At 55.5% G+C, this 12,072-nt stretch carries 10 protein-coding genes and 1 pseudogene; 9 read left to right on the forward strand and 2 right to left on the reverse strand.

Annotated elements, in window-relative coordinates; translation table 11 throughout:
- Nucleotides 1-52: 52 nt before the first annotated feature.
- Complete coding sequence (locus AC0LWM_RS05065) at nt 53-1,714, reverse strand: glutamine--tRNA ligase/YqeY domain fusion protein (RefSeq protein WP_474673808.1); 1,662 nt, start codon at nt 1,712-1,714, stop codon at nt 53-55.
- A 150-nt stretch (nt 1,715-1,864) separates the two neighbouring features.
- On the opposite strand from AC0LWM_RS05065, the gene AC0LWM_RS05070 reads away from it, so the two are divergent.
- From AC0LWM_RS05070 to AC0LWM_RS05110, 9 genes and pseudogenes are all read left to right on the forward strand, one after another.
- Complete coding sequence (locus AC0LWM_RS05070; RefSeq protein ID WP_474673809.1) at nt 1,865-2,236, forward strand: c-type cytochrome; 372 nt, start codon at nt 1,865-1,867, stop codon at nt 2,234-2,236.
- Between the two features lie 186 nt (nt 2,237-2,422).
- Nucleotides 2,423-4,021, forward strand: coding sequence for a spore germination protein (locus tag AC0LWM_RS05075; protein ID WP_474673810.1), 1,599 nt, complete (start codon nt 2,423-2,425; stop codon nt 4,019-4,021).
- Nucleotides 3,999-5,165 (forward strand): Ger(x)C family spore germination protein, encoded by a 1,167-nt coding sequence (locus AC0LWM_RS05080; protein ID WP_474673811.1) that lies wholly within the window; start codon nt 3,999-4,001, stop codon nt 5,163-5,165. The genes AC0LWM_RS05075 and AC0LWM_RS05080 overlap by 23 nt, the downstream gene beginning before the upstream one ends.
- Before the next feature lie 9 nt (nt 5,166-5,174).
- Nucleotides 5,175-5,399: a hypothetical protein gene (locus AC0LWM_RS05085; protein ID WP_474673812.1), complete on the forward strand. Its 225-nt coding sequence runs from the start codon at nt 5,175-5,177 to the stop codon at nt 5,397-5,399.
- A gap of 27 nt (nt 5,400-5,426) precedes the next feature.
- Nucleotides 5,427-6,716 (forward strand): GerAB/ArcD/ProY family transporter, encoded by a 1,290-nt coding sequence (locus tag AC0LWM_RS05090; RefSeq protein ID WP_474673813.1) that lies wholly within the window; start codon nt 5,427-5,429, stop codon nt 6,714-6,716.
- Nucleotides 6,717-6,738: 22 nt separating this feature from the next.
- Nucleotides 6,739-8,127, forward strand: a pseudogene (locus AC0LWM_RS05095) (FMN-binding glutamate synthase family protein); the annotation flags it as partial.
- Nucleotides 8,128-8,795: 668 nt separating this feature from the next.
- Nucleotides 8,796-9,548 carry a YqjF family protein gene (locus tag AC0LWM_RS05100; protein ID WP_474673814.1) on the forward strand — a complete coding sequence of 251 codons (753 nt, stop codon included), beginning with the start codon at nt 8,796-8,798 and terminating at the stop codon, nt 9,546-9,548.
- A 190-nt stretch (nt 9,549-9,738) separates the two neighbouring features.
- Complete coding sequence (locus tag AC0LWM_RS05105) at nt 9,739-10,695, forward strand: helix-turn-helix transcriptional regulator (RefSeq protein WP_474673815.1); 957 nt, start codon at nt 9,739-9,741, stop codon at nt 10,693-10,695.
- Between the two features lie 85 nt (nt 10,696-10,780).
- Complete coding sequence (locus AC0LWM_RS05110; protein WP_474673816.1) at nt 10,781-11,053, forward strand: zinc ribbon domain-containing protein; 273 nt, start codon at nt 10,781-10,783, stop codon at nt 11,051-11,053.
- 54 nt (nt 11,054-11,107) lie between these two features.
- Here the strand turns inward: AC0LWM_RS05110 and AC0LWM_RS05115 are convergent, their stop codons facing one another.
- Nucleotides 11,108-11,992 (reverse strand): pirin family protein, encoded by an 885-nt coding sequence (locus tag AC0LWM_RS05115; protein WP_474673817.1) that lies wholly within the window; start codon nt 11,990-11,992, stop codon nt 11,108-11,110.
- Between the last annotated feature and the right edge of the window lie 80 nt (nt 11,993-12,072).

Raw genomic sequence — 12,072 nt, forward strand, 5'->3', positions numbered from 1 at the left:
AGGCTGTTGGTGCCAAGCCCCTGACGGGGCTGCATCAACAGCCTTTCCTATTTTATATTTCGAACGAGCTCTTCAGCGATACGATTCGGTTAAAAACAAGCTTGCCGTCCTTCGTATGCTTCGGATCCACATTGAAGTACCCGTGGCGGAAAAATTGGAACTTCTCTTGCGGCTGAACGTCCGCCATATTCGGCTCGACGAAGCCGTGCACGATCTCCAGCGAGTTCGGATTGAGCCGGTCGAAGATCGTTTCCCCTTCTTCCTGATCGCCGTCGAGCACAAGCGGTTCGTACAACCGGAATTCCGCAGGCACCGCTTGCGAAGCGTCGACCCAATGTATCGTCCCTTTCACCTTGCGGCCGGTAAAGCCGGAGCCGCTCTTCGTCTCGGGGTCGTACGTGCAGCGCAGCTCGACAACGTTTCCGGCATCGTCCTTGACGACTTCCTCGCAGCGGATGAAATAAGCGTGCTTGAGCCGTACTTCGTTGCCTGGGAACAGGCGGAAATATTTGCTCGGCGGATTTTCCATAAAGTCGTCGCGTTCAATATAAATCTCGCGGGAAAATGGAATTTGACGGCTTCCCATCGCTTCGTTCTCCGAATTGTTCTCCGCTTCGAGCATCTCCGTTTGCCCTTCCGGATAGTTCGTAATGACGACCTTGAGCGGCTGCAGAACGGCCATCGTCCGAAGCGCCTTCAGCTTCAGGTCCTCCCGAATGTAATGCTCCAGCATGCGGGCGTCGACGGTTCCGTTCGTTTTGGACACGCCCGTTTCGCGGCAGAAGGCGCGAATCGCTTCCGGCGTATAACCTTTGCGTCGCAAGCCGGACAATGTCGGCAGACGCGGGTCGTCCCAGCCGTCGACGAAGTTTTCCTCGACGAGCCGCTTCAGGTTCCGCTTGCCGCCTACCGTATTCGTGAGCGTCAGCTTGCCGAACTCGTATTGGCGAGGCACGCTTTCCATTTCGCAATGCTCGACCACCCAATCGTAGAACGGACGCTGATCCTCAAACTCGATCGTACAGATGGAATGCGTGACGCCTTCGATGGCATCCTCAATCGGGTGTGCGTACGTATAAAGCGGGTAAATGCACCATTTGTCGCCCGTTTGATGATGATGAACATGAGCGACGCGGTAAATGACCGGGTCACGCAGGTTGATGTTCGGCGACTGCATGTCGATTTTGGCGCGAAGCACCCGTTCGCCGTCCTTGAACTTGCCCTCGCGCATTTGCTGGAACAACGCCAAATTCTCTTCAATCGAGCGGTTGCGGTAAGGACTGTCCTGTCCCGGTTCGGTGAACGTTCCGCGCGTTTCCCGAATTTGATCCGCCGTCAGGTCGCATACGAACGCCTTGCCTTTCTTGATGAGCAGCACCGCGCGCTCGTACATCTCTTCGAAGTATTCCGACGCAAAACGCAAGTTGTCCCATTCGTAACCAAGCCATTTGACGTCCGCTTGGATCGATTCGACGAACTCCATGTCTTCCTTCACCGGATTCGTATCGTCGAAACGCAAGTTCGTCCGGCCGCCGAATTCGTCCGCCAGATCAAAGTTCAGAACGATCGATTTCGCATGTCCGATGTGCAGATAACCGTTCGGTTCTGGAGGGAACCGGGTTACGACTTGTTTGACTTTGCCTGACGCCACGTCATGTTCGATAATATTTCTAATGAAATTCGAAGCAGCAGATTTATTCTCCGCGTTCTCCATTCGTCATCCACCTTTCAACACGTAACAAAAATGATTATAAATTCTATCATACGGAAAAGCTAACGTCGACGCAAATGAAACCTATAACCTCAGAACTTTCTTGCGTTGGTTCATTCTCGAAAGTATCTGATTACAGGGAGGCATATTCCGATGAAACGTCAACCCTTACATGCCGGTATCGTAAAAGCCGTCGGCATCGTGTCACTTATGCTCGTTCTAGCCGGCAGCATCGCCGCTTGCGGCAACAAACCGACGGCACCCGCTCCCGCTCCGCAAACCGGCGGCGGAACAACAACCACAATCGATGCACAAGCCGTATTCAAGCAAAATTGCATCAGCTGCCACGGAGATCAGCTGCAAGGCGGCGTAGGCCCGAATCTACAGAAAGTCGGCGCAGCGTTGACCGCCGATCAGATCGCAACGACGATCGGCAACGGCCGCGGCGGCATGCCTGCTTTCAAGGGTCAGCTGAAGGACGACGAAATCGCGGCGCTTTCCAACTGGCTCGCCGCCAAGAAATAGCCGGCAAAAACACATGTGTCGGTTCCATCCGATAAGCTCCAGGCCGCATCGTTAATGATGCGGCCTAATCTTTGTTTATTTCGGCCGGGCTACCGGGCTGTTACGCACCCAAATTTGCATAATTACGGGAAAGCTGGCGATACTAAACGCAATTGTGCGGGCAGGATAGGGGCTGAAACGACCAAGATGAATCAACATAAAACGAAGCCGAAACCGAACAAGAAGCCTTATGAGGACCGTTTGTATATCGATCAGCTGAAGTCGGTTCCGTTGTTCGTCTCGATCGATGAGAACAAGAAGTTCCTGGACGACATCTTCAAGGATAGCTCCGATGCCGTCGTCAGGCTGTTTCAAATCGAAAAAGGCCCTCGTGCGCTTATCGTCTATATCGACGGATTAGCCAAAACCGATGCCGTCGATCTCGCGGTCAAATCGTTGATGTTCTACAACGAAAGCTATACTTTAATCGATCGAATTACGAACGCTTCGCTGCCCGTGACGCAAGTGTCGCAAGCGAACAACTTCGGCGATTTGTTGTCGCAAGTGTTGTCGGGCGATAGCGCCTTGCTTGTCGACGGCAACGTTACCGCCATCGCCATGGGGCTTCGCGGCTCCGAACACCGTTCCGTATCCGAGCCGGAGACGGAATCGGTCATCCGCGGTCCCCGTGAGGGCTATACCGAAAATCTGCGCACGAACACCGCCCTGCTGCGCAAGAAGATCAAATCGCCGCGGCTGAAGATGAAGCCGCTTGTCGTCGGGCGCGACACGAATACTAACGTCGTCGTTTCGTATATGGAGCATCTCGCCGACCCCGCTCTCATCGATGAGGTGGTAATGCGGATCCAGAAGATCCAAATCGACGGTATTCTGGAAACCGGTTATATCGAAGAATTGATTCAAGATCAAGGCTTCTCTCCGTTCCCGCAAGTGCAATATACCGAACGGCCGGATACGACGGCCGCCGCGCTGCTGGAAGGACGCATCGCGGTATTCGTCGACGGAACGCCTTTTGTGATCATTGCGCCGATGTTGTTCTGGCAATGGATTCAGGCTAGCGAGGATTACTACGAACGGTTTTTTTACGCGACGCTTCTGCGGATCCTTCGGTTTATTTTTTTATTCGTGGCGATGCTTACGCCCTCCTTGTATATCGCGATCACGACATTTCACCAGGAGATGATCCCGACCAACCTGCTGCTCAGCATCGCGACATCACGCGAGCCGATTCCTTTCCCGGCCGTCGTCGAAGCCTTTATTATGGAAATCGCCTTTGAAGCTTTGCGGGAAGCGGGCATCCGGCTGCCCCGCACGATCGGGCAAGCCGTCAGCATCGTCGGTGCTCTCGTTGTCGGCCAAGCGGCCGTACAGGCCGGCATCGTATCCGCCGCGATGGTTATCGTCGTGTCGGTTACCGGCATCGCGTCGTTTACACTGCCGCGGTACAACGCGGCGATTTCAATCCGTATCCTGCGTTTCCCGCTCATGGTACTGGCTTCGATCTTCGGCTTGCTCGGCATCATTATCGGGATCATGTTTATCTTCGGACATTTATCCCGCCTGCGCTCCTTCGGCATTCCTTATTTATCGCCGCTCGGTCCGATGTCCGTTCCGGATTTGAAGGATACGCTGCTTCGCGCGCCATGGTGGAACATGCGGAAGCGTCCGTCCTACATGGGCGTCGCGCATGCCGATCGGCTGGGAGACACCGTGACCGCCGATATCGCCGCGGAGAAAGGACAAACGGGGGCAAAAAACGAACATGGCCATTCGGAAAAAAATTAAAACGATACATAAATGCATGGTTGTCTTCCTTTGCACTCTGTTCCTGGCAGGGTGCTGGGATCGTCGCGAGATCAACGACATTGCCATCGTGCTGACGACCGCCATCGATAAGGAGCCGAACGGCTATCGGGTCAGCGTGCTGTTCCCGCTGCCCGGCAACTTGGGCGGGCCTGCCGGGGGCGGCGGCGGGAGCGGCGGCCAAAAGCCGTTTGCGATCGATACCGAGGTCGGAACAACATTATTCGAAGCGACGAGCAAGCTGCAGACGCGATTGTCACGGCAGCTTTATTTTTCCCATCGCAGGCTGATATTGATCGGCGAAGAGTTCGCCAGGTCGGACTTGTCGAACATGTTCGACGGCATCGCCCGTCATCCGGAAAGCCGAATGACCACTTTTATTGCCATTACGAAAGGCAAAGCCTACGAATTGATGAACGCGCCGACCCGGATCGAACGATTTTCGGTTGAGGAAATCCGCGAGCTGGTCCAATCGAACGCAACGCTGCCGACCCGGTTAAAAGACGTATTCAATAAAGTGAATACAAAAGGGGTAGACGTATATTACCCTTATTTCGAAGTGGTGGATCCCCCGCTGAAAAAAGCCAGCTCCAGCCACATTCAAGCGTCGGGATTTGCGATATCGCATTACGGAAAAATGGTCGGTGTGTTAAAGGGCAAAGATGCCCTCGGTCTGCGCTTGCTGGCGGACAAATTCAGACCGTACACGGAAATCGCTCAGGTCGACAACAAGCGCGTGGCCGTCGAGATCAGTCACGCCCAAAAGAGCATCAAGCCCGTTCTGGTGGGCAAAGATATCCGTTTCGATATTACCGTAAAAGCTGAAGCGACCGTTGTGGAGTCCAATCTGAAGAAGGATTTGGGCATCCCCGCCAACCTGAGCAAAATCGAGGAAGCGATCGAGAAAAACATCCGCAGTCAGATGGAGCAGACCATTCGCGTATTGCAGCAGAAAAAAAGCGATGCCGTAGGCTTCGGGCAATCCTTGTACCGATCCTTTCCCGACCGATGGAATTCCGGTTTGAAGGAAAATTGGTATGCCGCATTTCAGACATGCACCTTTCAAATCAAAGTCGATTGCCAAATCTACCGGATGGGAATGCTGCGCGAAAATGTGTTGAAATGAGGGGCCTTCATGCCGTTCAACAAATTGTTCGTCCTATTTTATGTCCTGTTTTTCGTCGGCTCCTGGCTGACCGATCGAAAGCTGCTTCAACATGGCGGCAAAGGACTGTATTATACGATCGCAGCGCTTGCGGTCATACTATTGGTTATCTATTGCACGGGCGGAACCTATTTATATATCCCCCGTTGGATTATCGATCATGTCTTTCCTTTCTTTAAGCGAATGAAATCGTAGGCCAAGCGGTGGAAAGGGGGTAGTTGCATGGATGCCCAAAGAAAGCTAGACAACAAACAATTGATGATGCTAGCCAGCTCGTCGCTTATTGTCGCCAATATGCTGAGTTTGCCCTCGACGCTTGCCAAATCATCCGCGCAAGACACGTTGTTCGTGTTCGCTTTTGCGACCCTGTACGCCCTTGTCATTGCATTCCTGCTCTATCGGCTGGCTTCGGCGGTCCCCGGCAAAAATATATTCGGGATTTCGAACGAGCTTTGCGGCCGGGGAATCGGCGGATTGCTCAATTTCATGCTGACCGCCTATTTGATGTATGATCTTGCCCGGCTCATTCGCCTGTATGTCGACTATTTCAATTCGTCGATTTTATTGCGTACCCCCAAAGAGTTCATCGCCGTCATCTTCGTATCGCTCCTCGTTTATTTCGGACGGGGGACGATCGAGCATGTCGCCAGAACGAACGAGCTGTTCTTTCCGTTGTTTGTCGTGCTGAATATATTGCAGCCGGTTTTTATTATCAACGAGATTAACTTTCACTTCCTGCAGCCCGCGTTGGCCGATGGGTGGAAGCATCCCGTGGTCGGCGGAATACTCAGCCTCGGCGCTTTTGACGACTTGATCGTATTCGGGGCGTTTCTGAACAGCATCCGGCAGGCCAAAGGTTTTTATTTCTCCATGAAACTGGCCGTTGCCTTATCTGCGTTTACGCTCACGATCTGGGTCTTTTTGTATCTCACGGTGATTAGTCCGATGACCGCGGGCAAAGTAAACTATATCGGGTGGGTGCTAGTTCAGCAGGTGCATGTCACCGATTTCCTCGACCGGGTCGATTTGATTCTGATTTCAATCTGGATGCCGATATCTTTGATCAAGATGGTCACGTTGTATTTTGCCGTTCTACAGGGCATCGCCTCCTTCACCAAACTGGGCAGCCACCGCGAATTTAATAGCATGACCGGATTGCTGGTCGTTATCCTCTCCATGGTCTCGTACAGAAACGTAATCGACGCGATCGAATTCAGCGATTTCGGGTTAATGCCTTTGTCTATCGCCTTGCAGTTTATCGTTTTCGCCGTCTTATTCGCGGCTTTGCGTCGAAAGAAAGCCGCGATGCCGAATTGCCGGGACAGCCGCGCAAGCAAAACGGGCCTATCCTGGCTCGCCATTGCGGGTTGCATGGGCTCCATTGCGTTCGGCCTCATGTTCAGCCATTACAGGGGCATGTACGGAAATATCAGCATTATCGCTTACCTGACGCTCATGGGACTTTATATGGTTTTTGTATATCGGGAATACCGGAGCATCAACGGCATTTAATTTGAACATACGGGTGTAGCTCATGGGACAATGGTTATGGCCGATCGTTTGGTCGTTTGTCGGCGCTTTAATCGCGATACTGTTCGTTGTGATGATTGCCATGGGGCAGTTTCGACCGCTCGTTCAGCGATTGTTGAAACATTTCATTACGACGCTGATGAACGAACGCTATCCGGAAAATATTTGGGAGATGGTCACCGCGCTCACGCGAACGAGCCCGACCAAAGTCGTGGAAAACAGCCTTCGCGCCGCTTCCGGGGCGATTATTGAACGTCCCTTCGGTTCACCGCGCAAATATCTCCATTATGACGGCCTGATGTTCTCGCCCGCCCAGCTTGCGATATTTCCGGCGCATGAGGATGCGGGCGTCGACATGAGCATTACGATCGGCCCGGCTGCCAAAAAACCGCTCAAGCTCGACATTCCGATCATGTGCGGGGCGATGGGATACGGCATCGGCGTCAGCGAGCGGGTGAAAGTCGCCATGGCCCGCGGAACGGCCGCAGTCGGCTCGCTGACCAACACGGGGGAAGGCGGATTTCTGCCGGAGGAGCGAAGCAGCGCCAAGTATATGATCATTCAATACAATTCCGCCCACTGGAACAAAGAACCTGCGATTCTGCAGCAGGCCGATGCGATCGAAATCCATATCGGGCAAGGCGCTACGGTCGGAACGGCGAGCGTGATTCCGCCGGAATACATCACAGGCCGAGCGAGGCAAATCATGAAGCTGAAGGGCAACGGGCCTACCGTCATTCCCGCCCGTCATGCGGAAATTCAACGTCCCGAGGATTTGGGCGTGCTGGTTACGAAACTGCGAGGCATAACGGGCGGCGTTCCGATCGGAGTGAAAATATGCGCCAGCGCGCGTTTGGAGGAGGATTTGGAGATCATCATCCGGGCGAACGTCGATTTCATTAGCATCGACGGCTCGCAAGCCGGGACAAAAGGCGGGCCTCCGATTCTGGAGGACGACTTCGGGCTGCCGACGATGTATGCCGTATGCCGGGCGATCCGTTATTTGCAACAGCGCGGTGTGAAGGAACACATCAGCCTGCTGTCGGGGGGCGGCTATTCGATGCCCGGCGAATGCTTGAAGGCGCTCGCCCTTGGCGTAGACGGCATCTATATGGGCACGTCGCTGCTATGGGCAATGACGCACGACCAAGTGACGAAGGCGGTTCCGTGGGAGCCGCCGACCCAGCTTGCGTATTACCCCGGCGAATTGGACGACGCCTTCGATGTCGATAAGGCTGCGCAATCGCTGCAAAATTTTTTCACCTCTTACACGGAAGAGATGAAGCTGGGAATCCGGGCGCTCGGCAAAACATCGCTGCGCGATTTGAATCCCGGCGACCTCGTCGCGCTGGATGAGCCGACGAGCCAGCTTACGCAGCTGCCGCTGGCGTATGGCCCGCCGCCCCCGCAGTGGAGCGTCGCGCAAGGTGCCGCTGTCGGCGGAGCGCCGGCAGGCGCAGCGGCGCAGCAGCTCGCCGGGAATGGCGGAGCGATGGCATGCGGCGGCGGGCAGCCGCAGGGCGGTGGCTCAGGCGCTATGCAGCAGCTCGCCGGGAGCGCAGGCGCGGCCATGCAGCAGCTCGCCGGGAGCGGGGGGGCTGGGGCGCGCGGCGGCGCCGGGCAATCGCAGGGCGGCAGCGCAGGCGCGGGGCAGCAGCTCGCCGGGAACGGCGGGGCTTCCGCGCGCGGCTGCGCCGGGCAGGCGCCAGGCGGCAGCGCCGGCGCTATGCAGCAGCTCGCCGGGAGCGGCGGAGCGATGGCGCGCGGCGGCGCCGGGCAGATACAGGGCGGCGGCGCTGGCGCGGGGCAGCAAGCTGCCGCGAACGGCGGAGCCATGGCACGCGGCGGCGCCGGGCAGATGCAGGGCGGCAGCGCAGGCGCGGGGCAGCAGCTCGCCGGGAGCGCCGGGGCTTCTGCGCGCGGCGGCGCCGGGCAGATGCAGGGCGGCAGCGCAGGCGCTGTGCAGCCGCACGCCGGGGGCTCCCCGCGACCAACGGGAAGGCGAAGCATCGACTGGCGAACGTTTCGCTCCAGATTATGAAGAAATGGCAGGTGCCGGATATGTCGAACTATACCCGCTCGACGCCCAAGAAGATCGCCGGGCGAAAATGGATCATATCCCAAACGTGGAGCCGGCTGCTGTTCGCCCACTGGCCGGTTTCCGTCCAAGCGGTTCGCGATCTTGTTCCCGAGCCGCTTGAAATCGATACGTTCGAGGATCAAGCCTGGCTCGGCATCGTCGCGTTTCGGATGAGCGGGATACGCATGCGATTCCTGCCTTTTCTGCCCTACCCGTTCCCGTTCAACCAATTGAATGTCCGCACGTATGTCCGCGACGGCGAAAAACCTTCGATCTACATATTCAGCATGGATGTTTCCGACCCTCTGTTCTTTGCCGGGTCCAGACTGACGCTCCGGCTCCCCACCTATAAGGCGGACATCTCGCTACAAACGCACAATAGGCGCATGTCCATCCAATGCAGGCGCGCATCGCCGCAAAATAGCATCGCCGTATTCAACTGTGAATATGAGCCGATATCCTCCCCTTATCTCAGCGAACCGGATACGTTGGAGCATTGGCTGACGGAGCGTTACCGCATGTATTGCCAGCCGCCGCGGCACAACGCAGCAACGCTGATTAGCGGCGATGTCCATCATATGCCATGGAGGCTTCAGCGCGCCGCCGCCACGGTCGCGAGCAACACGATGGCCGAAGCTCTGAACATCCCGCTTCTTGCGGCGGCGCCGCTCGTTCATTATGCCGAAGGGGTGCATGCCCATCTCGACCCGATCCGCCGATTCACCGGTCGATAACGGCCGCCATACCCTAAAGCCAACTATCCGCCACCTCATCCATTCCATACCTTCAGCCTTACCACCTTCCCCGCCAACTGCCCGGGCAGCCTTTCTATTCCGCTCTTCCGTTCCGCTCCGCGCTGCGTTATGCTAGAACCAACGGCAAACCGGCGCTAACGAACGCGCCGCAACCTATCGCGGAAGGACGATGACTCCGATGAAGCTCGACCGGCTGCTGGCCATGGTCATGATTCTGATCAACAAAAAACGGGTTCAGGCCAAAGATTTGGCCGACATGTTCGAAATATCGGTTCGCACCGTGTACAGGGATATCGAAACGATCAATCAAGCGGGTATCCCGATCGTCACGTATCAAGGCGTGAACGGCGGCATTGCGATCGCCGACGGCTACAAGCTGGACAAACACGTCATGACGAACGATGAGCTGGCCTCCATCGCGATCGCGCTCCGCAGCGTTTCCTCCTCCTACGACGACCGCCATGCGGATGCCGTGCTGCAAAAAATCGAAGGCATCATTCCCGATGGCGAATACGATCGATTCAAATCCAGAACGGAGCAATTATTCGTCGATTACAGTCCCTGGGGCGACGATCCCATACAGAAGGGCAAGCTGAGCCTGCTCAAAGAAGCGATTCAAACATCACAACGCGTCCTCATTACCTACTATAGCGCCGAAGGCAACCTTACCCGCCGCGAAGCGGAACCCTACACCCTCGTCTTCAAGGGGCAAAAATGGTATCTCTACGCTTACTGCCTGCTACGTCAGCAGTTCCGTTTTTTTAAAGTGCTGCGCATCAAGGACATCGAGCCCCTCGGCGCCACCTTCGAACGCAAGCCGATCGAGCTGGAGGAACCGCCGTGGAACAAGGAATGGAACGAGCTTCCCCCCATTGAGCTTGTGCTTCGTTATGAAAAAAGCATGGTGCAGATCATCGAAGAATGGTTCGGCGTGGAATCGCTGCAGGACGACCCGGACAGTCCCAATCACGGCATCGTGAAGGCCAGCCTGCCGGAAAATCAATGGCTGCACGGCTTCTTGCTCGGTCTCGGGCCATCCGTCGAGGTGCTTCGCCCACAGCATATTCGCGATATTTTGGGCGCTTCCGCCGCTTCGATCGCCGCTCTCTACGGCACCAATAATTAAATTCAATAAACATGACAAACAGTTGTCCGGTTTACTCCCGTATGATGGTCGTGAGAGATCCATTTCAAATACGGGAGGAACTACAATGAGCCAAATCCACTGTCAAAGCTGCGGAATGCCCCTGCCGGACGAAAACGTATACGGCACGGAAGCCGGCGGGACCAAAACCGCCGAGTATTGCGTGTACTGCTACGAGGAAGGCGCATTTAAGCAGCCTGAGCTCACGATGGAGCAAATGATCGAAGTTTGCGTGCCGTTCATGACCGAAGAAGGGATGCCGGAAGCCGAAGCACGCGCCATTCTGGGCCGTCAACTGCCAACCTTAAAACGTTGGAAGGAACGAAAATGGAGCAGTTAAACAAAGAAGACTCCAAAACCACCGTTACAGTGGGATTGGAGTCGCGGCCTCATCTTAAAAATCCATGCTGCCCATTTTGCCCGATTGGAAATCCTGGAAAGCTTCGATGATCTCCTCCCGGCTGTTCATTACAAACGGCCCGTGCTGGTAAATCAGCTCGTCGATCGGCTCCCCGCTTAAAATAATGACAAGCGTATCGTCGGTTAAGCCTTCGATAGCGATATTCCCAGGCGTATTGCTGAACAGGACGAAGTCGCCTTCCTTCACGGCTTGCGTATCGTTGATTGTCACGTTCCCTCGCAGCACCAGGGCGGCGGTGTTGAAGGAAGACGGCACGTTGAACTCAGCTCTTCCGTTCGCCTTGAACGCAATGTCGAACAGATGAATCGGGGTGAACGTTTGCGCAGGGCCTTTGACCCCTTCATACTCGCCGGCGATGACGCGGACGGTACCGCCGCCGTTCGGCAGCTCGGCCCGGCCCATCTGCTCCTTCAGCAGCTCCTGATATTTCGGAGGATGCATCTTGTGCGCCCGCGGCAGGTTCACCCACAGCTGGATCATATGGAATAAGCCGCCCCGCTTCGAAAATTCCCGCTCGTGGTATTCCTTATGAAGCAATCCGGAGCCGGCCGTCATCCACTGCACGTCCCCAGGCCCGATAATGCCGTGATTGCCGTGGTTGTCGTGATGCTCGATATGCCCCTCGTAAGCGATCGTTACCGTCTCGAAACCGCGGTGCGGATGCGCCCCCACCCCTCTTACTTCACTGCTAGGCGGAAATTCGTAAGGTGCATTATAATCGAGCAGTATAAACGGACTGAAGCGATATTGAAAATTCGTTCCCGACGGAAAATAGTTCGATACGCGAAACCCGTCCCCAACCATATGGAACGGTGCTCCTTTATAAATGCCTTCGATCGTGCGCCATGTCGTTGTCATCGTACAAAACTCCTTTTCGTTATTTAGTATGAACGTTTATTGATGATCGAATCCAACAGCATTGAATGTTTTGAAATTAA

This window comes from Paenibacillus sp. sgz302148 (assembly GCF_056120465.1).

What these genes read in the sequence shown, in the direction of transcription:
- AC0LWM_RS05110 (WP_474673816.1), top strand. Translation starts at nt 10,781, where the DNA reads ATGAGCCAAATCCACTGTCAAAGCTGCGGAATGCCCCTGCCGGACGAA.
- AC0LWM_RS05070 (WP_474673809.1), top strand. Translation starts at nt 1,865, where the DNA reads ATGAAACGTCAACCCTTACATGCCGGTATCGTAAAAGCCGTCGGCATC.
- AC0LWM_RS05105 (WP_474673815.1), top strand. Translation starts at nt 9,739, where the DNA reads ATGACTCCGATGAAGCTCGACCGGCTGCTGGCCATGGTCATGATTCTG.
- AC0LWM_RS05100 (WP_474673814.1), top strand. Translation starts at nt 8,796, where the DNA reads ATGTCGAACTATACCCGCTCGACGCCCAAGAAGATCGCCGGGCGAAAA.
- AC0LWM_RS05085 (WP_474673812.1), top strand. Translation starts at nt 5,175, where the DNA reads ATGCCGTTCAACAAATTGTTCGTCCTATTTTATGTCCTGTTTTTCGTC.
- AC0LWM_RS05065 (WP_474673808.1), bottom strand. Translation starts at nt 1,714, where the DNA reads ATGGAGAACGCGGAGAATAAATCTGCTGCTTCGAATTTCATTAGAAAT.
- AC0LWM_RS05115 (WP_474673817.1), bottom strand. Translation starts at nt 11,992, where the DNA reads ATGACAACGACATGGCGCACGATCGAAGGCATTTATAAAGGAGCACCG.
- AC0LWM_RS05075 (WP_474673810.1), top strand. Translation starts at nt 2,423, where the DNA reads ATGAATCAACATAAAACGAAGCCGAAACCGAACAAGAAGCCTTATGAG.
- AC0LWM_RS05080 (WP_474673811.1), top strand. Translation starts at nt 3,999, where the DNA reads ATGGCCATTCGGAAAAAAATTAAAACGATACATAAATGCATGGTTGTC.
- AC0LWM_RS05090 (WP_474673813.1), top strand. Translation starts at nt 5,427, where the DNA reads ATGGATGCCCAAAGAAAGCTAGACAACAAACAATTGATGATGCTAGCC.